This is a genomic window from Amycolatopsis dendrobii (assembly GCF_014145675.1).
In the GTDB taxonomy this organism is placed as follows: Bacteria; Actinomycetota; Actinomycetes; order Mycobacteriales; family Pseudonocardiaceae; genus Amycolatopsis; species Amycolatopsis dendrobii.
Genome location: NZ_JACGZW010000014.1, coordinates 103,369 through 125,185 on the forward strand (window position 1 = coordinate 103,369; position 21,817 = coordinate 125,185).

Sequence of the window (21,817 nt, forward strand, 5' to 3'; positions counted from 1 at the left end):
TTGCCGGGGTACCGCTGACCGGGCAAGCGGGCGGGTGAATCCCGGATGGCGGGAGTTCGGTCGCGGATCTCGGGCGGCTCGTCGCCTGGCTGCGGCATTGCGCCCGAAGCAGGCCCCCGCCCCCGAACCTTGGCTGTGCTGACGGTTCGGGGGTGGCTCCATGCGTCGGGCGGGTGCAGCGGTGCGGTTATTTGTCGTGAGGGGAACACGGACTTGGGTTCCTACTGTCCGCAGGGGACGTTGAGCCAATCTGCTTTCGGGATGCTTGTGCGGGTGTCTTCCAGGTGGGTCAGCAGGGAGTCCAGCTGGGCGGGGTCCGCTGTGTATTCGAGGATTGCCCGGTAGAAGGCGCCGGTCATGGTTTTGGGCATGAGGTCGGAGGCGTCGAAGCAGACTGGTTTTCCTGAGGTGATGGTGGTCGCTATTTTGCGTCGTACTGGGTCGCGGTAGACGTCCTTCGCCACCGCTGCGCCTGCGGAGAAGGCCGTTGCGTTGGGGTTGCCTGCCCAGATTTGCTGGGCTTCCGGGGAGACCAGGAAATCCAGGAACTGGCGGGCCTGCGGGGTGTCGGAGAACATCGCGGCCAGGTCTGCGGATACTTCTGATGCGCCGGAGCCGGGGAACGGGAAGAAGTCGTAGTCGGTTCCTGGTTGCGGGCGCGGACCGGTTTCGTCGTGCAGGTGCATGGTTTGGTAGCTGCCCATGGCGAACGAGCCCTGGTGTTCCATCCGGCAGCCTGGCGGGTCGGCGAAGAGGGGGCGGGCCGCGTCGCGGAAATCGGTGAGCAGGGCGGAGGGGGCGCCGCCTTGGATGCCGCCTGGGCGGACTGCCACGGCGCCCCAGTCTTGGAAGGCTTTGCGTACTGGATCCGAGGTCCAGGGGAGGGTTCCGGCCGCCCATTGGCGATAGATTTCCGGGCCTGCGGAGTGCAGCAGGATGTCTTCTATCCAGTCGGTGCCTGGCCAGCCTGAGGTGGGCGGGGCGGCCAGGCCCAGGCACCACGGGGTGTTGTGGCTGGTCGCCAGGTTCACTAGCTGTTGCCAGGTGGCGGGTTTCGGGCCGGGGAGCGTTGCGGGGCGGTACCAGATCGCGCTTTTCAAGTCGGCTTTGACGGCGACGGAGTAGAGCTTTCCGGTGCCAAGGCGTTGCAGGTCGACCCATTGCCTGCCGTAGAAGGATTCGGCTTTCTGTTCCAGGAAGTCCAGGGGTTTGATTTCCTGGCGGCGGGCGTAGTCGGCCAGGAGGCCGGGGCTGGACAGGACTGCGATGTCGGGGGCGGCGCCCTGCTGGACGTCGGCGGCCAGGACTTGCTCTACCGCGCGCGTGCCCTGGTAGCGGACTTCGATGCCGGTCTTCGCTTCGAACCGTTGCTTGACCAGGTTGAAGGCTGCTTCCTCGCCTTCGGTCCACACGCCGATCACCTGGAGGGTGTTGCTGCTCGCGGCGACTCCGCACGCCGACGAAGCCGCTGCCAGCGCGGCGGCGGCCAGCAGGAGCAGTTTCTTCCACAGTGGACAGTTCATGGGCGGTACCGGTATTCGTCGATCCGTCTGTACAGGCCGGCGACGGTCAGGGCTCCGGCGATGATCAGAGCGGCCGGAACCAGTACTGGCAGGCCGCCGGATTCGGTGGCTGCGGTTCCGGCGGACGTCACGGCGCGGGCGGCTGACGTGATGGCGTTCTGGGCCGGGGCCGCGGCCGAGGCGATCGGGGTTTGGCGGCGGAAATCGTCCACAGTGGATCCGCAGCCGGGTGGGCCGCAGCGCTGGTGCAGGAGGGTGGCCAAGCGGGCGTGGCCGCCGGCGTCGGCGGCTTCGATGCTTTTCTCCCGGACGGCTACTGCTTCGTCCACGCTGCTGCGCACGGTGTCGAGGCGTCCGGCCAGGGCGGAGGCCACTAGCAGGCCCGCGACGACGCCTAGTCCTAAGACGGTCGCGCCGAGCAACGGCAGGTTCAAGCGGCGGCGGAATCGTTGACGGAGGAAAACTTGCGCCGAGACCAGCAGGGCGAGCAGGACGATGGGCGGCAGGAGCCAGAGGATCAGCGGGCCCGCGCTCATCCTGGTGCCGGAGATCTGGGTGTCGAGGGCGGCGCGTTCGTCCTTTTGCAGTTTGCCCAGCAGGGCCAGGACGTTGTCGGGGCCGTGCAGCAGGAGCGAGGCATACCAGAGGTCGGCCAGTCCGACGAGTTCCCCGCCTGGTTGCCGGAAGTGCGCGTCCGCTTGGCCCATCGCGCCGGAGTACGACGCGACCAGGCCTTCGACGGTTTGCAGGGTGCCGGTGCCTGCGTCGCCTGCTTGGTTGAACTCCGCGACGCGCGCGAGGCTTTGGCTCGCTGCCGCCATCCGGTTTTCGTACTCCTGGCCAGGACCCGCGAGTTTCGCTTCTCCGGAAGCGAAACTGGCGATGGCGGCGGCGTCGGCGGACACGAGGGCGTCCCGTGCCGCCGCGACCTCGAGGATCGCCCGGCTGGTCGCGGACGAGATCTGCTCAGCCGTCCGGACCACGCCGTTCACCGCGAGAAACGACGTGACCATCGCGAGCACAGTCCCGGCCAGCAGCACTGCCCGGATCCGCACGAGCGCCTGCCGCGTCCGCAGCGTCACGCGGCACCTCCGTCGAACCGTTCTCCGCACTCCTCGCAGAAGCGCGCGCCGGACGGGTTCGGGGTCTGGCAGTGCGGGCAGATCGCCGGTTCGGCGTCCGGAGGCGGCGCGGGGCGGGCGTCGCGAGGTTCGTCGCCGACGTTCGAGACCGTGGAGACCAGCAGGTTGAGCAGTTCGCTGCGGGTGACCTCGGGGCGCAGGCGCACGTCGTCGCCGTCCGTTTCGACTACCCGGGCCAGCCGGCGCAGTACCTCCTTGTTGCTGGTCCGCGTGGCGATTTCGACTGCGCGGCCCCACTCCCGTGCCGCTCGTGCGTGATCGCCCGCGGCGTAGGCCTCGTCGGCGTTCACCAACGCTTCGCTCAACTCGGCGTGCATGGTGTAGCGGCGCACCTTCGGGTCGACCAACGTCGGCGCGACCGGGTCGCGGGTCCAGTGCGCCAGAACGGGCGCCGCGGAATCCGGTGCTCCCTCGACCTCGACCCAGGCGAGCATCCGGTCGGAGCCGTATTCCGGCGGAGCGTCCGCCGAGACTTCCACCGCGAGCTGGAATTCCCGGGTCTCGCCGGCGCTCCACGAGCCGAGCGAGAGGACCGTTTTCCCGTCGCCGTCGCGGACGCAGCGCGAGGTCAGGTCGTATTCGCTCGGCCAGACCTGCTTCACGAACCGGAGCGTGGTCTGTTCGGTGACGCCGATCCGCAATCGCGCCGACGGGATGACCTTGGCGAGCGCCGCGGCCATCAGTGCGCGGAAGTCCTCGACCAGGTCTTCGTCGCGCACCACCGAATCGACGGAACCGCGCAGCACCCGGCCGATCTCGACCAGTTCGGCTCGTTGCCAGCCGTCGCCGATTCCTCGTGCGTCGCAGACGAACTGGCCTTCGCAGGCGTCTAGTTCGCGCCGCAGTGCCTCCGCTGATTGCGACTGGTTGTTCCCGTCGGTCAGCAGGATCGCGTGACGTACTGTGTCCGGCGCTGAAACGAAGAGGTGCCGTGCGCACTCCAACCAGGTGCCCATCGCGGTGCCGCCGACTGCGACGAACCGCTCCACCGCGGCAACCGCGGCGGCCCGGGTCTCGTCCGACGCGACCGCGAGACCGGGTTCGGCCGGATACGCCAGGTCGGCGCGTTCGGTGCCGCGGACGACGGCGAACGCGACGCCGTCCGGGAGAGCCCAGATCGCCGCGGCTGCTGCCCGGCGCGCGGCGGCGATCTTCGTCGGCGGGTAACGCATCGAGGTCGAGCAGTCGACCAGGAGCACTTCCGCGCCGGGCGGACGGGCCCCGGCAGCGCCGCCGTCGTCGCGCGCGGAAACGGTGACCACGGCCTGCATCGCGGTGTCGCCTTCGCCGAGGTAGCGGTTCTGATGGACCTCGACGTCCCAACCCCTGCTCATCCCTCGCCCCTTCGCCGCCTACACCCAGGTCGTCGGCCTCGTCTCGTTCGCCCGGTCGACCAACGCGTCGTGGTACTCCGCCGAACCCGCCCGGCGCGCGATCCTCCGGTACGACTGCTCCACCAGCAGCCGCAGCCCGTGTTCGTCGAGCCGTTGGCCGAGCACCGGGCCGGGCGGCATCCCGCGCATCCCGGCCAGGAAGCAGCGCAGCGCGCTCTCGCGGACCTCGGCGGTGAGCCGGTCCGCGGTGTCGCGGTCCACTTCCAGCGCGGACAGCCGGTCGATCGCCTCGGCCAGGTCCTCGAGGTCGGGCAGCGCGTCGCCCACCGGCAGGATTCCCGCGCGCACGCGGATTCCGGCGATCCGGGCCGCCTCGTCGTGCCGCGAGTACTCCGGGACCTGGTCCAGCAGTTCCACCGCGGCCGTGCGCTCGTCCAGCTGCAAATGCCCGCGCGCAAGTCCGAAAACGGCATTGACCTGCAAATGGTCTCGCACCCACAGCGCGTCGTAGTAGCGCGCAGCCTTCTTCGGGCCGCCGCAGTGCTCCGCGCACAGGCCGAGCGCGAGCTTCGGCGTCTCCTCCCCCGGGATGTCACGGTGGACGCGCTCGAACCAGGTCTGCGCGCTCTCCACGGCGCCAGTGGCGAGTGCGACCAGCCCGCGATGCCAGGCGATCCGCCAGTCGTGCTTGGCCCGCGCGCCGAGCAGTTTCTCGGCGGCGTCCACTCGCCGCCCGGCTTGCTCCGTGCCGTTCGAGTCCGCTTCGGACAGTTCGAGCCAGGCCCGGCAGCGGCGCAGCTCGACCTCGACGGTCGAGTCCGCGCGTTCGAGTTTCTTCAGCAGCCGAGCGGGATCCGGCGCGCGGACGGTGCGCAGAAAGGTGACCGCCGGGTCGTGCGGATCCTCGTGCGGCACCGGCAACCCGAGCGCGATGTCGAGCGGTGCTGGCAGCGCGCCGAGCGGGCCGACGGGACGTCGGGTGCGACGCACCCACTCCCCTACCGGTCGCGGCTGGCCGAGCCCGGCGTCGAGCAGCACCGCCGCTTCGGTGAACAGGGTGGAGATCGACGGGCGCGATTGGCGGTCGCGCAGCGAAAGGATCTCGTGCAGTACGCCGTCGAGTTGCACGAGCATTTCGCCGGTGGTGGCGAACCGGTGCTCGTACGGACCGGTCGCGCGGTCGAGCACCTGGGTGAAGGATTCGACGCCGAGCGCGATCCGTTTGTCGGCCGGATGCGGCCAGCCGTCGCTGCAGCGGAACAGGTCGCGCAGCGTCGCGCCGACGGTGTGGATGTCCGAGCGCACGGTGAGGCCGTGCTCGTCGAGTTCGGTCGCGCCGATCTGGAACCGCGGGTTGCCGACGATCGGGCTGGTCTGGTCGCCGATCTTGCGGATGGCGCCGAAATCGATCAGCTTGACCCGCTTCTCGCCGTGGATCACGTTCTGCGGGCTCAGATCGCAGTACAGCAGCCCCTGTTCGTGCAGGTAGCCGAGCGCGGTGAGGATCTCGCGGCCGTACGCCACGACGTGCTCGACGAGCAGCCTGCCCTCGGGCCCGTCGAGCATCGCGCGGCCGCGCCGCATCACCTCGGCGAGCGGGAGGCCGTCGACGAACTCCATGACGATGTAGCGCGCGTCCGGACCGCCGTGCGGATCGGGATGCGTGGCGACGTCGTGGATCCGGACGATGTTCGGGTGGTCGAGCGAGGTCAGCACCTGGCTTTCGGTCTCGGCGATCCGCACCGCGGCCTCGTCCCCGGTGTTGAGCAGGCCTTTCAGCGCGACGTACTGCTTCAGTCGCAGGTCGGTGCCGAGGTAGACGTACCCGAGCCCGCCGCGCGCGATGCAGCCGTGCACCTGGTAGCGGCCGTCGACCACGTCGTCCGGGAACAGCTTGGGAGAGAAGGAAAACGGCGTGCCGCACTGCGAGCAGAAGCCTTCGGTGCGTGCGGGACGGCCGCCCGTCGATCGGCCCACCGGCGCGCCGCAGCCGCGTTTGCCGCAGTACCGTTCGTCCTCGGCGACATGCGGATCGGCGAGGACGCGCCCGGCGATGTCCGGCAGCACGACCACGGGAAGCGGAACGTAGTCGTCGCCGGTGCCGTGCCCGGCGGTCTGCTGCTCCCGCGTGACGACGGTGTCGGCGATCCGGCTCGCGCCCGGAGCGGGGATGACGAGCGTCGCGTCGGCTTTCGGCGTCGGCCGCTTCGGCTCGGATCCCGGCGCCCAGCCGCATTTCGCGCAGAATCCGGCGCGGCTGATCGTGCCAGAGCAGTTCGGGCGGGCGCAGGCGGTCATCGATTCCCCTTGCGCACCGCGGCACCGAACGCCTCGACGGCCGCCGCGGCTTCTTCGGGATCGCACGCGCCCTCGTACAGCAACTGCCAAGCGTTGGCGTACAAGGAATCCAGCAGCGGATCCTCGACCCGGCCGGCGGCGCGGGCGCGCTCTCCGTAACCGTCGAGACGAAACCTCAACTCGGTGCGGCGGTCATGCGCCGCGTCAAGCCGATCGCGCGCGCTTTTCGCCGCGGCCAGATCGGCGGCCACCACACCGGCGACTTCCTCGACATGTCGTTCCGCCCACGCGACATCGCCGAGATCAGCGGCTTCCTGCAACCTGCTCACCGCACCGCGGCGGCGACGCACGCGCGGCGGCGGAATGTCGCTCACCGCGAACCGCGGGGCCAGTTCGGCGATGTCCTCCTCGAGCGCGGCGAGTTCGTCGATCTGCTTGTCCAGCGCGGAAATCCGGCGAGCCAGCCCGTCCGGGCGCGCCCCGTTCCGGCGCGAGCGCAACTCCGTCAGCCCGGGCGAGGACTCCCGGCGGAACCCGAGCGCGAGCCGGATCCCGAGCCGCGCGGCACGGTCCGCCAGCGGCGCGATCACCTCGCCGATCAGCCGTTCCGGCTCGGCCGCGTCGTCGATCGCGTTCACCACCACCGTGCGGCCGATGCCCGAATGCGTCGCGCCGTTGTCCAGCGTGAGGTCCAGCCGCTCCGCGAGCCGCTGCCGCACCTGAGCCGAGGTTTTGCCCGCCGCGTCCACCGCGAGATCGACGCTTCCCGCTGGCGGCAAGGTTTCCTTCGCCAGGGTGTCGCGCAGTTCGTTCGCCGCCGCCGAACGCTCCCGGTCGGCGAGCACCACCGCGAGATCGAGCGCGGCGGCCTTCGCGGACCCGGCCTCGCCGGTCACGACGATCCACACGCCGCGCCCCTCGCCGAACCAGCCCACGACCTCGCGCGCGAATTGCGGATCGTAGGCGACCCGGTCGAGTTCGCGGCCGAAGGTCTGGTCGACAGCCGGACTCCCCCGCCCCCACCGGTCCGCGCCGAGATAGCCGAGGATGGTCTCGACCGGGATCATCCACGCGACCCGTTCGCCCTCGGCCTTGTAGCGCGACACGACCATGCCGACCACCCGGCCGGTCTCCTCGTCGAGCACCGCGGTGCCGCTGAACCCGCCGGTGATCGGCTGGTCGTCGTTTTTGCGGCCCAGCTGAACCCATTCGCATCCGGGCCCGCCTTCGCCGGCGAGCTCGCCGAACGTCCACAACCCTTCGTCCGCGCCCGCCGGAAATCCGTAGGCACGCACTGCTTGGCCGTCCGACAACGGCATCCGGTACAACGGCGCGCCCAACGCTCCCGGCACTCGTCCGGCCAGCCGCAGCACCGCGATGTCGCCGCGCTCGTCCCGCCCCGGCGGCACCCACGCCCCCGGCACGACGCGGCCGGAGCTGACCGGAGTGCCGGGCAGCCCGACGAAATCGACCAGGACGTCCGCGTCCGGCCCGCCCGCCCGCTCGACGACGTGCGCGCAGGTGAGCACATGGTCCTCGTCGAGCATGGTGCCTGCCCCGCGGATCCCGCCGGTGCGGTCGCGCAGGCGAACCCGCCAGCGTCGACGCTCGGCCTGGTACCCCACGAGGGGACCCTACGCCGCGGGATCGGCGGCTCGGGCGGCGTTTGCGGAAAGTGGCCCACGCTGGAGCAGCAAGCTCACCCGTTCAGCGGCGTGTAAGCACTTCTCGTGGGTGACACCGGTTCCGGGGAGTCGCTTCGCGGCGGCGGGCGGCCAGATCGCGGCGGTGGCGTTGACGATCTTTCTTGGGTTGCTGCTCACCGAGTGCAGGTTTCCCGCGCAGGGCACGAAGCGGGCGGGGACGGGCAGGCGGTGGATCTGAGCACGTCTGCTGACTCGTGCACTTCTAGCTGAATTCGCTGCCGATTCCGTTGCCCGCAACGGTATTCGCAGATGGCGCACCGCCAGCACCGTTGCCCGAGCGCCGCCGACCCGCGTTCGCGTTCCGGGGCGTGCCGCCGATTGCCTTGCCCCCGCCGGAGATCCGTGAACGCCCGGCCCGGCCTCGTCGCCCATGCCGTCGACCCATGTTCGCCCGAACGGGCGCGCTGCCCCATTTTCGTCCATGCCGACGAACCTCGGCCAGGCTCTCTCGCCCGCAGCCGACGCGTGCTCACCCGCTCGAACGCACCGCCAACCGCGCCCGCCGCGCATACCGCCGACTCGTACCCGTGCAGCCGGCTTCGGGTGCCCGCGCCGCCGACCGGGCTCGCGCGCTATCGGGAACCCGGTCTGACCGAGTGCCCGGGGCGGGTCGCCGACCGGCCCCGGGCGCGGCTCAGCTCAGTGCGCGGCCTCGTTCCACGATCGCCCGTACCCGACCGAAACCTCCAGCGGCACGGCCAGTTCCGCGGCCGAGCCCATGCCCTCGCGGACCAGTTTCTCGACGTCCGAACGCTCGCCGTCGGCGATTTCCAGGACCAGTTCGTCGTGGACCTGGAGCAGCACGCGGCTGCGCGCGCCCGCTTCGGCGAGGGCGCGGTGCACGTTCAGCATCGCCACCTTGATGATGTCCGCCGCGCTGCCCTGGATCGGGGCGTTCAGCGCCATCCGCTCGGCCATTTCGCGGCGCTGGCGGTTGTCGCTGTTCAGGTCCGGCAGGTAGCGGCGGCGGCCGAAGATCGTCTCGGTGTACCCGCGCTTCGCGGCCTCGCCGACGACCGACTGCAGGTAGTCGCGCACCCCGCCGAACCGCGAGAAGTACGCCTCCATCTGCTCTTTCGCGTCTTCCGTCGAGATCTTCAGCTGCTGCGACAGGCCGTACGCCGACAGGCCGTACGCCAGCCCGTACGACATCGCCTTGACGCGGTAGCGCTGCTCCGGCGTGATTTCCGCGGCGGGCACGGAAAACGCGCGCGACGCCACGAACGTGTGCAGGTCCTCGCCGCTGTTGAAGGCCTCGATGAGGCCCTCGTCCTTCGACAGGTGCGCCATGATCCGCATTTCGATCTGGCTGTAGTCCGCGGTCATCAGCTCGGCGTAGCCGTCGCCGACCACGAACGCGTCGCGGATGCGCCTGCCTTCCTCGGTGCGCACCGGGATGTTCTGCAGGTTCGGCTCGATCGAGGACAGCCGCCCGGTGGCCGCGATCGTCTGCTGCAGCGTGGTGTGGATGCGCCCGTCGTCGGCGACCGATTTGATCAGGCCCTCGACCGTGGTGCGCAGCCGCGTCGCGTCGCGGTGTTCCAGCATGTGCTGCAGGAACGGGTGCTCGGTCTTCTCGAACAGCGACTGCAGCGCGTCGGCGTCGGTGGTGTAGCCGGTCTTGGTGCGCTTGGTCTTCGGCATGCCCAGCTCGTCGAACAGCACCACCTGCAGCTGCTTCGGCGAACCCAGGTTGATCTGCTTGCCGATCACCTCGTACGCGGATTCCGCGGCCTGCGTGACCCGGCTGAGGTAGTGCGCCTCCAGCTCGGTGAGCTGGTCGACGTCGACCGCGATGCCCGCCGCTTCGAGTTCGGTGATCACTTCGAGCAGCGGCAGCTCCAGCTCGGCCAGCAGCTTCGCGCCGCCGAGCTCCTCCAGTTCGGCGGCGAGCGCGCCGGCCAGCTCGAAGATCGCGCGGGCTTTCACCAGTTCGGCGGAAATCTCCTTCTGCTCCAGCTCGTCCGCGCCGCCGTCGAGCAGCGACAGCTGACCGTCGCCGTCGCCCGCCTCCGAGCGCAGCTCGCGGTGCAGGTAGCGCAGAGCCAGGTCGTCCAGCCCGAACGTGCGCTGTCCCGGCCGTGCGAGGTACGCGGCGAGCGCGGTGTCCATGCTGAGCCCGCCGAACGTCCAGCCGCGGGCGCGCACCGCGTGCAGCGGCACCTTCGTGTCGTGGCCGATCTTGCGGATCTTCGGGTCTGCCAGCCATGCCGACAACGCCCGGTCGTCCGCCTCGTCCATCGCGGTGACGTCGACGTACGCGCCCTCGCCGTCAGCCGTGGCGAAGGCGACCGCCTTGAGGTCGGAACGGACCGACGAGCCAGTGGTCCGGAACGACAGCGCGACCGGCTCGGCCGCACCGGCGTGCGCTTCGAGCCACGCGCCGAGCGCACCCGGGGCGAGCGCGGAGCCGGATACCTCGAAGCCCTCTTCGGCCTCCGGTTCGGCGCTGCTCAGGGTGTCGAACAGCCGGTCGCGCAGGACGCGGAACTCCAGCTCGTCGAAGAGCCGGTGCACGGCCTCGCGGTCCCACGGACGCAGCTCCAGCTGGTCCGGCGCGGACTCCAGCGGCACGTCGCGGACCAGTTCGGTGAGCTGCCGGTTGAGCTGGACCGACGACAGGTGCTCGCGCAGCGCGTTGCCGACCTTGCCCTTGACCTCGTCCACCCGGTCGATCAGGTCGGCCAGCGTGCCGAACTGGCGGATCCACTTGGCCGCGGTCTTCTCCCCCACCCCGGGGATGCCGGGCAGGTTGTCCGACGGGTCGCCGCGCAGGGCCGCGAAGTCCGGGTACTGGGTCGGCGTGAGGCCGTACTTCTCTTCCACCGCGTCCGGCGTGAACCGCACGAGGTCGGAGACGCCCCGCTTCGGGTACAAAACGGTCACCCGATCGGTGACGAGCTGCAACGCGTCGCGGTCGCCGGTACAGATCAGGACGTCGTAGTCCTCGCCCGCCTGCGTGGTGAGCGTCGCGATGACGTCGTCGGCCTCGTAGTTCTCCTTCGTGAGCGAAGGGATGCCGAGCACCTCGAGCACCTCTTTGACCAGGTCGACCTGGCCGCGGAACTCGTCCGGCGTGGCGCTGCGGTTGGCCTTGTAGTCGGCGTACGTCTCCGACCGGAAGGTCTTGCGCGAGAGGTCGAAGGCGACCGCGAGGTGCGTCGGCTTCTCGTCGCGCAGCAGGTTGATGAGCATCGAGGTGAAGCCGAAGACCGCGTTGGTGACCTGCCCGGTCTTCGTGCGGAAATTCTCCGCGGGCAGGGCGAAGAAGGCGCGGTAGGCCATCGAATGGCCGTCGATCAGCAGCAGCCGGGGGCGGTCTTTCGCGGCGGCGGCGCCTGTGGCGTTGGCAACGGTTCGGTTCTCGGTCGGGCTCACGGGGGCGAGTCTAGGGTGAGGGTCTGACACTCTTGCGTGTCGCATAGGTTGAGGAGCAGAGAGTGACCGAGCAGACGGCGGAAATCACGCCGGGCCAGTTCGCGGGCATGGACCCCGCGGCGGCGGGCCAGCAGCTGAACGACAAGATCGGGCTGAAGCTCGTGGAGCTGACCCCCGAGCGGGTCGTCGGAACGATCCCCGTCGAAGGCAACCTCCAGCCCTACGGCCTCCTGCACGGCGGCGCGAACGCCACCGTCGCCGAAGCACTGGGCTCCGTTCTGGCCGCGCTCAACGCGGGCCCCGAACGCGCCGCGATGGGCCTGGAGCTGTCCTGCACCCATCACCGCGCAGTCCGCTCCGGCACTGTCACCGGCGTCGCGACCCCCCTGCACGTCGGCCGAGGCACCATCACGTCGGAAATCGTGCTCACCGACGACGAAGGCCGCCGCACCTGCACCGCCCGCCTTACTTGCGTGGTGCGGGACCGCCCGCCAGGCGCCTGATTTTCCGGCGAGATGCTGTGAAGGGCCCCTTGAGGGAATCAGATTCCCTCAAGGGGCCCTTCACAGACCACCGCCACCGCCGCGACGCACTCAATGCGGCGTTCGGTGCGTCCCACGCACCCAATGCGGCATTCGGTGCATCCCACGCACCCAATGCGGCATTCGGTGCATCCCACGCACCCAATGCGGCGTTCGGTGCGCCACATGCACCCAATGCCACATTGGGGCGCTCAACCGCAGCCGCGACTCCCAACGCAACCAGCCACCCAAGCCGCGCACACCCACCGCCAAACCGCAGCCAACGCACCCAACCCATCCAGGCGCCCACACCTCCCCCACCCCCGATACGAAGCCAAAAACACGGCGCGGGGGTGCTTGTCAAGGCATCTTTCCCGCCTTGACAAGCACCCCCGCGCCGTAGTCACACTCAAAAATCGGGGTGCCCCACGCAACCACCGCCCCCGATGGGGGCGTCAGCCCTCCACAAAACGGCTCCGACCACCCAGCGGCTCAACTCACCAAACACCGAACCGACGGGCCCTTCACCGATCCGGCCCCCGTCACCGATCCGACCGCAACGAAGCCGGATCAAAACTCTCCCACTCCTCCTCCACCGCAGACTCCACAGTGGACTCGGCAGCAGGCGCAGGAGCCGGAAACCGCCTCTCCCCCAACCGCTCCCCCCGCAACCGCTGAAACTCCTCCACAGTCATCCCCGGATCATCGTCCGAAGCACGAGCCGGCGCCGCCCGCCCAGACAACGCCTCCACGAGCAACCCGGCCTCCTCCCCCAGCAACAACCCCACCCGGTTGTAGCAATCCTGCTCGGCCTCAGCCATAGCCACCCGTACCACCTCAAGCACAAGCGCAGAAACCCGAGACGGATCCGCCGACCCCAACGCAGGCGCAAGCCACAACCGCTTCAACGCCCCCAACGCATCCACAGTCACCTCAACCGACCCATCCAAGGCATGAGCCGACCCCCGCGCCTCCCCCATCAACGACGCGACCTGAGCCAACGCCGCCTCCCGGTCCCGCGCCAGCTCAATAAGCTCCCGAGTCTTCACAACACCACCGGCTCTTCGTCATAAAAATCGGGATCATCCTCAGTCAACGCCGTATATCCCAGCGCAGCCACGGCTTCCGCCCCCAATACCGGCGACAGAACCTGATGCATCCGATCCGCGGCCCGCCGCTCGGCCCGCCGCGACAGCTCCAGAATCTGCGCGGCGACAGCCTCCGACCCGCCACGCAACGCAGCCCGCGTCAACGTCAGCCCAGTCAGCAACCCACCAGGCGCGACCTCGACGGAAACCCCGCCAGCAGCGGCTTTCCCGACCACTGGCCCGGCCCGTTCGAACCGGGCGGCAGCCGCTTCCCCGGTCCGGGAGGCCTCTTCCCTCACCCGCGCCACCGCGCGGTCCATGTCGAATTCAGCCACCACTCACCCCGTCGGCCGGTAGAACCCGATGAACTGCTGTCCGGCGTTGGTCGTGCGGATCTTGCTGATCTGCACCGGATCCCCGGCCTCGACCATCTGCCCGTCGCCGATCACCATCGCGACGTGTCCGGACCACACCACCAAGTCCCCCGGCAGCAACTGATCGATCGACGGCACCTCGGCCCCGACCGTCTGCTGCTTCGCCGTGCGCGGCAATTGCAACCCAGCGTCCTGATAGGACGTCATGGTCAACCCGCTGCAGTCGAGCCCTTGCCCGCGCGCGGTCCCGCCCCACACGTACGGCACGCCCAGCTGAGACAACGCCGCCCGGACCGCCTTGGCCGCGGTTTCGTTCGGTGCCATCACGGTTTTCCCGCCCGGCAGGTTGATCCCGACGCCGCTGCCCGGCTGCGGTGGAACGGCCACCGGCAACCGCGGCTTCCCGGCATACCCGCCGCCGCCTCCGCCGCCGCTGTCACCGCCTCCGCCACCACCGTGGCTGACGTGCGCGCCATTGTTGTTGAATGCCTGCGGCACCGACGTCGTAGCGCTGCTCGCGGACGTCGATTCCGATCCGCCGAGCCGCTGCCCCAGTCCGGTCAGTTTCCCGAGCGTCTCCTCGGTGAACGTGGCCGCCTGCCCGGTCAGCTGCCCGATTTTCGTCTGCAGCTGCAGCAGAATCTGCCGAGCCGCGGCTGCCCGGCTCTCCGGCGGCTGAATCCCGTTGACCGCCGCCAGCGCCTTCATCGAGGACGCGATCTCCCGCAGGATCTGGTCCCGCACCTGATCGTTGCGGATCTCGCCGACGTGCAGCGTCTCCGCCGCCTCCGCGACCGCCCGCTCGATTTCCGCGCTCTCGTCGAGAAGGTCCTGGACTTCCTTCTCCAGGTCCTTCGACGTCTGGACCGCGCGCTCCGAGGTCGCCCCGGAACTGGCCTGCGCCAGATTCACCCGTTGCGCACCCGCGTGCTGATTCGCCTGGCCGACGGACGTCTGCAGCGCGACATGCCCGTCGCGCGCGCCGTTGATCGCCGACGGATCGTGCTTCAGCTTCGCGGCGAACTGATTCGTGGTGTCCAGCCCGTTGCGGACCAGATGATCGACCGGAGCGTTCACGAAAGCCTGCGCATCGCGTCGCCGTGTTCCTGCTCCACCGCGGCGTAGTTGCCCTGCGTGCGCCGAGCGGCCTCGCCGACGTTGTGCCAGCCGCCGCCGAGCGCGTGCATCCGTTCCTGCAACGCCCGCATCCGCGCGCCGTACGCGCCGGCGAACCCGGATTCGTCCCCGATCGCGGAGAACCCGTCGCCAGAAAGCGTCACGTGCGGACCGAGGTGTGCTTTCGCCGCGGAACGTACCTCGTCGCCGAGTGGGTCGACCTGCTTCGCGTAGTTCTCATACGCGCCGTCGTCGACATGAAAACCGGACACAACCCGCCCCTCCCCTGAACCCTGCGGCCCAGGTTAGCGGACGGGTTGTGCCCGGACAGGCGAAATGACCGGATCAGGTCAGCCGCCCAGAATCTTCGTCAGCCAGTCGCCCTGCGCCGGAACGGCCTTGCCGTCGACCGCGACCGTCGGCGTGCCGAAGCCGACCTGGCCGTTGCCGAAGTCCTGCTGCAGCTTCGGGTCGTTCTGGATCTGCTGGAACGCTGCCTGCAACTGCTGGTCGTACGCGCCGGCGTTGATCGCCTGCGCGAACTTCGGGTCGTTGATCCCGAGGTCCTGGCCCAGCTTGATCAGCTGCGCCTTGTCGTACCCGCGACCGCCTTCCGGCGGCTGGTTCTTGAACAGCGCGTCGTGGAACGCGGTGAACTTCTGCTGGTCGGCGGCGGCGAGCGCGGCGTTCGCCGATTCGAGCGAGTAGCCAGGCGGGTCCGAGTTCTTGTTGAGCAGGATCACCATGTGGTAGCGCACGGTGAGCTGGCCGTCGTTGATCGCCTTCTCCATCCGCTGCCCGAAGTCCTGCTGCAGTTTGGCGCAGTACGGGCACAGGAAGTCGGCGTAGAGGTCCATGGTCTTCGGCGCGCCCGGTTTGCCGACCGACACGACAGCCCCGTCGCGCTTCTCGACCACGCCCGGCCCGAGCGCCGAGGTCGTGCCCGGCTGGATCGCGCTGTCCTGCGTCGCGTTCTTGCTCGAGTTGATCCAGAGCACGCCGCCGATCACGAGCGCGGCGACCACCACGACGGCGACCACGATCGCGATGATCTTGTTCCGGTCGCTCTTCGAGCCCCGCGCCTGGGCGACCGACCTCGCGGCCGCCGCCTGCTGACGGCTTTTCCGCGCGTTGCGCGCAGCTCCACCCACTGTTCCTAATTCCCTTCCGCGATGCTCTGGGGGTAGTCGTCCGGGGCCTCGTCCGAGTTCCCGGCTTTCCCGCTCTTGCCCCAGCCGAGCCAGCCGTCGACCGAGAGCCACGTGCGCGGCCGGACGAGCAGCCACACCGCGAGCAGGGCGAAGCCGGTGTCGCGCAGGATCTCCTGCGGGTATTCGGTCTGCCCGGCGTCCACGCGCCCGCCGCCGCCGAAGCAGCCGCAGTCGATGCTCAGACCGCGTGCCCACGACTGCGCGATGCCCGCGACGAGCACGGCGAGCAGCAGCAGGGAGGCTCCCGCGACCCAGCGCGTGGCCAGCCCGGCGAGCAGCAGCAGCCCGAGCACCAGCTCCAGCAGCGGCAGCCCGGTGGCGACCGGGCGCACCAGCGCGTGCGGGAGCACGTCGTAGGCCTGCACGGCGATGTACGTCTGTCCCGGATCGGCGATCTTCAGGCCGCCGGACACGAGCCACACGGCAGCCAGCCCGAGCCGGGCGAGCGTGCCGATGGTGTCGAGTACAGGTTGGGGCAGTCGGCGCACGCGCTTAGGCTAGCCGTCTGACCTGAGAACTATGTGAGCAGCCAACCGGCGAAGCGGAGGCACCGATGCGGTTTCGCGCAGTGCTCGCCGCCGTGTTTCTGCTGGTCAGCTGCGTATCGTGCGGTTCTTCGGAGGTATCGAAGGACGATCCGCTTCCCACCCGGGCGCGTGACGGCAACCACCTGACGATCGGAATCCGGTTCGACGCGCCGGGACTTTCGCAGCGAACCGTCGACGGAAGGCTCGCCGGTTTCGACGTCGACGTCGCTACTTTCGTCGCGCGCGAACTGGGGGTCGAACCGGACCGCATCACCTGGCACGAGACCACCCCGGCCCGCCGCGAAACGGACCTGACCTCGGGCGCGGTCGACCTGGTCGTGGCCACCTATTCGATCACCGACAAGCGGAAACAGCAGGTGGGCTTCGCCGGCCCGTACTTCGTCACCGGCCAGGACCTGCTGGTGCGGCTCACCTCGCCGGACATCACCGGTCCGGAAAGCCTCAACGGCAAACGGCTGTGCTCGGTCACCGGCTCGACGCCGGCGCAGATGGTGAAGGACAAGTTCGCGCAGATGGTGAAGCTGGTCGAGTACCCGCGGTATCCGGACTGCGTGACCGCGCTGCTGGCCAACCAGGTCGACGCGGTGACCACGGACGCGGTGATCCTCGCCGGGTACGCCGCGCAGAATCCGGAGCTGCTGAAGGTGGTCGGCCGCCCGTTCTCCACTGAGCGGTACGGCGTCGGCCTGCGCAAGGGCGACACCGAGGGCCAGCACGCGGTCGACGACGCGATCCGGAAGATGGTGTCGACCGGGGCCTGGCGGAAGTCGCTGGAGACGAACATCGGGCCGTCGAACTACCCGTTGCCGAATCCACCGGAGATCACCGAGCAGTGACCGACCTAGCCTCGCTGCCGGACCTGCCCGTCCGCGCGGTGCTGCCGTCCGTGCTGAGCGCGCTCGACGACCACGGCGCCGCGGTGCTCGTCGCCCCGCCCGGCACCGGCAAGACCACGCTCGTGCCGCTCGCGCTGAACCGCGGCGAAGGACGCGTCGTGGTCGCCGAGCCGCGTCGGCTGGCTGCTCGGGCCGCGGCCGGGCGGATGGCCGCTCTGCTGGGCGAACCCGTAGGCGAGACGGTCGGGTACGCCGTGCGCGGCGACCGGAAGGTGTCTTCGCGCACGCGGATCGAGGTGGTCACGTCGGGGCTGCTTGTGCGGCGGGTGCAGCACGATCCCGAACTGGCCGACGTGTCGACGGTGCTGCTGGACGAATGCCACGAACGCCATCTCGACGCCGATCTGCTGCTCGCTTTGCTCCTCGACGTCCGTGCCGGATTGCGCGACGACCTGCGGCTGCTCGCGACCTCGGCGACGGTCGCGTCCGGACGGCTGGCCGAACTGCTCGACGACGCGCCGGTGATCACCGCACAAGCCCGCACGTATCCGGTTGAGCTGAGCTACCGCGCTCCAGCGCGTGGGGAACGTCCGGAAGCCGCGGTCGCTTCAGCGGTCCGGAAAGCCCTCTCCGAAGGCGACGGCGACGTGCTCGCGTTCCTCCCGGGCGCCGGGGAAATCGCGCGTACGTCAGCGTTGTTGAGTTCGCTGGACGCGGATGTGCTGCCACTGCACGGACGGCTTTCCGCTGTCCGGCAAGACGAAGCATTACGGCCCCGCGACCGTCGCCGGGTAGTCCTCGCGACCGCCGTCGCCGAATCGAGCCTGACCGTTCCTGGCGTCCGCGCGGTCGTGGACTCGGGTCTCGCGCGCGTCCCCCGAGTTGACCACCGACGCGGTCTCGCCGGGCTCGCCACGGTGCGGGTTTCGGCGGCGGTGGCGGAACAACGCGCTGGTCGCGCGGGCCGTGAAGCGCCTGGCCGGGCGTACCGCTGCTGGCCGGAGCACGAGCAAGCAACGCTCCCGGCGTATCCGGAGCCGGAAATCCGCACCGCCGAACTGGCGCGGTTCGCGTTGGAGCTCGCCTGCTGGTCCACCCCCGACGGAACCGGCCTCGACTGGTGGGACCCGCCTGGCGAAGGCGCGCTCGCTGCCGCGCGAAGCCTTCTCGTCACGCTCGGCGCGACCACGTCCGATGGTGCGGTCACGCCGCGCGGACAGAAGATGGCCGACCTCGGTTTGCATCCCCGGCTGGCGCGCGCGTTGCTGGACGGCGCTGAGGCCGTCGGTGCTCGAGCCGCGGCAGAAGTGGTCGCGCTGCTCGATACCGGAGCGACGCTGACCGACGTCGAAGCGGAACTGCGACGGCTCCGTTCCGCACACGACGACGCGGCCCGCCGATGGCAGCGGGGCGCGAAACGGTTGGCAGCATTGGTCAATTCCCCAACGAAAGCAAATCCGGACGCCGCGTTGGTCGTCGCCCTCGCCCATCCGGAACGCTTGGCGCGGCGGCGCGCGGGATCGGCCCCGGTGTATCTGATGGCCGGCGGCACCGCGGCAGAACTGCCCAGCGGCAGCGGCTTGGGCGACGCCGAATGGCTGGCCGTCGCCGAAGCCACCCGCGACCCGGGCCGGGTGCACGGCACCATCCGCCTCGCCGCGGCCGCCGACGAAGCATTGGCGACCCGAGCCGCGCCGACCCTGGTGTCCGAAGTGGACGAAGTGCGTTGGGACGGCGATGTCGTCGCCAGGCACGTCCGCCGCCTGGGCGCGATCGTTCTGTCGGAAAAGCCCTTACCCAAACCAGATCCGCAGCTGGTCCACGACGCAGTCGTCACCGGACTTCGCGCCGAAGGCCTCGGTTTGCTGCGCTGGAGCCAAGACGGAACCCGCCTCCGCGAACGCCTGGCCTTCCTGCACCGCGTACTGGGCGATCCGTGGCCTTCCGTGGACGACGAGTCACTGCTGTCCGAGGCAGACACTTGGCTGGATCTCTCGAAGGTTCGCCGCCGGGCCGACCTGGCGAACGTCGACGCCGGAACCGCCTTGCGCGGCCTGCTCCCCTGGCCCGAGGCCGCGCGGCTCGACGAACTCGCCCCGGACCGGCTCGAAGTCCCGTCCGGTTCGCATTACCGCGTGGACTACCGCGGCGACCAGCCGGTACTCGCGGTGAAGCTGCAGGAGACCTTCGGCTGGACCGAGACGCCGTCGCTCGCCGACGGCCGCGTTCCGGTGGTGCTGCACCTGCTGTCGCCCGCCGGTCGCCCGGCCGCGGTCACCGCCGATCTCGAATCCTTCTGGCGCACCGGATACGCCGCCGTCCGCGCCGACCTCCGCGGCCGCTATCCGAAACACCCGTGGCCGGAAGACCCCGCGACCGCCACACCGACCCGGCACACCACCCGCAGGGCGCGGTGACCCCTGCCTAAAGTCGGGGTCGGCGCGGGACGGTCGGCTGATGTCCGCGCACCCCGCGCGGGCGCAGACTTCGCCCTATGATCACGTTTCGCGGATTGACGAAGCGCTACGGCCAGAAAACGGTGGTCAACGGCCTGACCTCGGTCATCGAGACGGGCACGGTGACCGGGTTCCTCGGCCCGAACGGCGCGGGCAAGTCCACCACCATGCGGATGACCGTCGGACTCGACCGGCCGGACTCCGGCGACGCGCTGATCCGCGGCAAACCGTATGCAGAACTACGGTTTCCGCTGCGAGAAGTCGGCGCGCTGCTGGATGCGAAAGCCATGCATCCCGGACGCAGTGCGGGCAAACATCTGCTCGCGATGGCGCGCAGCAACGGGATCGCGGCGAGCCGCGTCGAGGAAGTGCTCGCGACGGTCGGACTGAGCGACGTCGCGGGCAAGCGCACCGGGACGTTCTCGCTCGGCATGAGCCAGCGGCTCGGCATCGCCGGCGCGCTGCTCGGCGACCCCGGCGTGCTGATGTTCGACGAGCCGGTCAACGGCCTCGACCCGGACGGCGTCCGCTGGGTGCGGCAGCTGATGCGCTCGCTCGCCGCCGAAGGACGCACGGTGTTCGTGTCCAGCCACCTGATGAGCGAGATGCAGCTGACCGCGGACCGGCTGCTGGTCATCGGCAAGGGGTCGATTCTCGCCGACGCGGCGATCGGCGACTTCATCGCGGGCAACTCGAGCCGGTCGGTCGCGGTCCTCGTGCCGGATCCGGCGGAGCGCGCGAAACTCGCGGACTGGCTTCGGGGCAACGGCCGGTCGGTGCTGCCCGGGGAGGGCAGCGAACTGCTCGTCGACGAGGCGACCGCCGCCGAGATCGGGGATCTGGCCTACGAACTGGGCGTCCGGCTGCACGGGCTCGCCGAGCGGACCGCTTCGCTCGAGCAGGCGTACATGGAACTGACCGCCGGATCGGTGGAATACGGGGTTACGGCATGACGAAGCTGGCGATTTCGGCGGAGTGGACCAAGTTCTGGTCGGTGCGGGCGACGTGGTTGTCGCTGATCGGCGGAGTGCTGTTGATGGCGTTTTACTCCGTCGTCTCGGGGATTTCCCAGCACGTCGGGGACGAGCGGCAGCAGACCGCGCACGGCATCGTCAACAGCGGCGCGATCTACCTGGTCGAGTTCTGCGTGCTCGCGGTCGCGACGTTGTTCGTGACCAGCGAGTACACCAGCGGGTCGATTCGCTCGACGCTGCAATGGGTTCCGGTGCGGGCCCGGGTCACCGCAGCCAAAGCCGCGGTGCTGGTACCGGTGCTGTTCGTCTACGGCGTGGTCGTCGCGGCTCTCGGCATGGGGGTCGCCTCGGTGCTGATGCGTGGGGCTGGGGGTTCCACGTCGCTGTCACAAGGGGCGATCACCGCACTGGGTATGGGGACGTATTTCGCGCTGCTCGGCGTGCTGTGCCTGGGGATTTCGTTCGTGCTGCGCAGCGCGGCGGGCACGCTGGTGGTGGTGATCGTGCTGCTGCTGCCGTTGCCGATGCTGATGTCCTCGTACGTGCTTCCCGGCGCGATGGACTATTTCCCGGCCTTCGCGGGGATCAACGCCATGGTGCCGCCTGGCGACGTGAACCCGTTGTTCGGCAGCCCGCCGCCGTACGGGCCTTGGGTCGGCGTGCTGGTCTGCCTCGTCTGGGCGGTCGCCGGAATCGCCGCCGGGACCGCGCTGCTGAACCGCCGCGACGCCTGATCAAGCCCGCGGCAATCCCAATCCGGCGAGCACGGCACGGGCTCCGGCAACCAGTTCGGCTTCGGCCGGCGGGTTGACGGAGCCCGTGCCTGCCAGTGCGTCGAAGATCGATCCGTCGAGCCAGCCGATGAGCACTCGGGTGTGGTCCTCGGGAGTCGGAGAACCGGCCGCGGCAAGCACTTCCGCACATCGGCGGCGCAATTCCAGGCCGCCAGCGTCGTATCGGGCGCGCAACTCCGGCCGCCGGGTCGATTCAAGCGCGAATTCGTAACGCGCGAGCATTCTCGTGCGGCCGGCGGTGATCGAGCGGTATACCATCGCGCCCAGGAACTCCGCGAGTTTCCCTTCCGGCGGGGCGACCTCGGCCTGGTCCAGCGCGACCATCCGGTCCGCGGCCAGTTCCAGCAGTGCGACGCGGGTGCGCGCGTAGTACGACGTCGAACCCGCGGGCAGCCCGGCCGCACGATCGACGGCGCGGTGAGTCAGCCCGCGCATGCCCTCGGCCGCGATGACCTCGATGGCTGCGTCGCCGATCACAGCTATCCGTTCCACCCTCGGAACACTACAGGTGTAGAGTC

The 21,817-nt window shown here is 69.7% G+C and carries 18 protein-coding genes; 5 read left to right on the plus strand and 13 right to left on the minus strand.

The window, feature by feature from the left end; translation table 11 throughout:
- Positions 1 to 221: 221 nt before the first annotated feature.
- The 6 genes from H4281_RS35830 to polA form a co-directional block, all read right to left on the minus strand.
- Positions 222 to 1,412, minus strand: a complete 1,191-nt coding sequence (locus H4281_RS35830) for an ABC transporter substrate-binding protein (protein ID WP_312872244.1) — start codon at positions 1,410 to 1,412, stop codon at positions 222 to 224.
- A gap of 107 nt (positions 1,413 to 1,519) precedes the next feature.
- Entirely contained in the window at positions 1,520 to 2,605 is a 1,086-nt protein-coding gene (locus tag H4281_RS35835; protein ID WP_182895301.1) for a GlnX family signal transduction membrane protein, read from the minus strand.
- Positions 2,602 to 3,999, minus strand: a complete 1,398-nt coding sequence (locus tag H4281_RS35840; protein ID WP_182895302.1) for a vWA domain-containing protein — start codon at positions 3,997 to 3,999, stop codon at positions 2,602 to 2,604. The genes H4281_RS35835 and H4281_RS35840 overlap by 4 nt, the downstream gene beginning before the upstream one ends.
- A gap of 18 nt (positions 4,000 to 4,017) precedes the next feature.
- Positions 4,018 to 6,297 (minus strand): serine/threonine-protein kinase, encoded by a 2,280-nt coding sequence (locus H4281_RS35845; RefSeq protein ID WP_182895303.1) that lies wholly within the window; start codon positions 6,295 to 6,297, stop codon positions 4,018 to 4,020.
- Positions 6,294 to 7,922, minus strand: a complete 1,629-nt coding sequence (locus H4281_RS35850; RefSeq protein WP_182895304.1) for a S1 family peptidase — start codon at positions 7,920 to 7,922, stop codon at positions 6,294 to 6,296. Before H4281_RS35850 ends, H4281_RS35845 begins: the two co-directional genes overlap by 4 nt.
- A gap of 720 nt (positions 7,923 to 8,642) precedes the next feature.
- Complete coding sequence (gene polA / locus H4281_RS35855) at positions 8,643 to 11,381, minus strand: DNA polymerase I (protein WP_182895305.1); 2,739 nt, start codon at positions 11,379 to 11,381, stop codon at positions 8,643 to 8,645.
- Positions 11,382 to 11,488: 107 nt separating this feature from the next.
- Here polA and H4281_RS35860 point away from each other — a divergent pair, with 107 nt between their 5' ends.
- Positions 11,489 to 11,884 carry a PaaI family thioesterase gene (locus tag H4281_RS35860; RefSeq protein WP_182895395.1) on the plus strand — a complete coding sequence of 132 codons (396 nt, stop codon included), beginning with the start codon at positions 11,489 to 11,491 and terminating at the stop codon, positions 11,882 to 11,884.
- Positions 11,885 to 12,444: 560 nt separating this feature from the next.
- Here the strand turns inward: H4281_RS35860 and H4281_RS35865 are convergent.
- The 6 genes from H4281_RS35865 to H4281_RS35890 form a co-directional block, all read right to left on the minus strand.
- Complete coding sequence (locus H4281_RS35865; RefSeq protein ID WP_220508360.1) at positions 12,445 to 12,882, minus strand: YbaB/EbfC family nucleoid-associated protein; 438 nt, start codon at positions 12,880 to 12,882, stop codon at positions 12,445 to 12,447.
- A 65-nt stretch (positions 12,883 to 12,947) separates the two neighbouring features.
- Entirely contained in the window at positions 12,948 to 13,328 is a 381-nt protein-coding gene (locus H4281_RS35870) for a YbaB/EbfC family DNA-binding protein (RefSeq protein WP_182895307.1), read from the minus strand.
- On the minus strand, positions 13,329 to 14,441 hold the full coding sequence (locus H4281_RS35875) for a C40 family peptidase (RefSeq protein WP_182895308.1): 1,113 nt from the start codon (positions 14,439 to 14,441) through the stop codon (positions 13,329 to 13,331).
- Positions 14,438 to 14,752 (minus strand): hypothetical protein, encoded by a 315-nt coding sequence (locus H4281_RS35880; protein WP_182895309.1) that lies wholly within the window; start codon positions 14,750 to 14,752, stop codon positions 14,438 to 14,440. The genes H4281_RS35875 and H4281_RS35880 overlap by 4 nt, the downstream gene beginning before the upstream one ends.
- A 78-nt stretch (positions 14,753 to 14,830) precedes the next feature.
- Positions 14,831 to 15,631 (minus strand): DsbA family protein, encoded by an 801-nt coding sequence (locus H4281_RS35885; protein WP_182895310.1) that lies wholly within the window; start codon positions 15,629 to 15,631, stop codon positions 14,831 to 14,833.
- Positions 15,632 to 15,636: 5 nt separating this feature from the next.
- Positions 15,637 to 16,146 carry a MauE/DoxX family redox-associated membrane protein gene (locus H4281_RS35890; protein ID WP_182895396.1) on the minus strand — a complete coding sequence of 170 codons (510 nt, stop codon included), beginning with the start codon at positions 16,144 to 16,146 and terminating at the stop codon, positions 15,637 to 15,639.
- A 98-nt stretch (positions 16,147 to 16,244) separates the two neighbouring features.
- Between H4281_RS35890 and H4281_RS35895 the strand changes: the two genes are divergently transcribed.
- The 4 genes from H4281_RS35895 (at position 16,245) to H4281_RS35910 (ending at position 21,239) form a co-directional block, all read left to right on the plus strand.
- Entirely contained in the window at positions 16,245 to 17,075 is an 831-nt protein-coding gene (locus H4281_RS35895) for a glutamate ABC transporter substrate-binding protein (protein WP_182895311.1), read from the plus strand.
- A complete protein-coding gene (gene hrpB, locus H4281_RS35900; RefSeq protein ID WP_182895312.1) occupies positions 17,072 to 19,492 on the plus strand; it encodes an ATP-dependent helicase HrpB in 2,421 nt (806 codons plus the stop codon). The genes H4281_RS35895 and hrpB overlap by 4 nt, the downstream gene beginning before the upstream one ends.
- Positions 19,493 to 19,569: 77 nt before the next feature.
- Positions 19,570 to 20,484, plus strand: a complete 915-nt coding sequence (locus H4281_RS35905) for an ATP-binding cassette domain-containing protein (protein WP_182895313.1) — start codon at positions 19,570 to 19,572, stop codon at positions 20,482 to 20,484.
- The gene (locus H4281_RS35910) at positions 20,481 to 21,239 is read left to right on the plus strand and encodes an ABC transporter permease (RefSeq protein ID WP_182895314.1); all 759 of its coding nucleotides are present in this window, start codon (positions 20,481 to 20,483) and stop codon (positions 21,237 to 21,239) included. Before H4281_RS35905 ends, H4281_RS35910 begins: the two co-directional genes overlap by 4 nt.
- Here the strand turns inward: H4281_RS35910 and H4281_RS35915 are convergent, their stop codons facing one another.
- Positions 21,240 to 21,791 (minus strand): TetR/AcrR family transcriptional regulator, encoded by a 552-nt coding sequence (locus H4281_RS35915; protein WP_237598150.1) that lies wholly within the window; start codon positions 21,789 to 21,791, stop codon positions 21,240 to 21,242. It abuts the gene before it with no gap.
- Positions 21,792 to 21,817 lie beyond the last annotated feature (26 nt).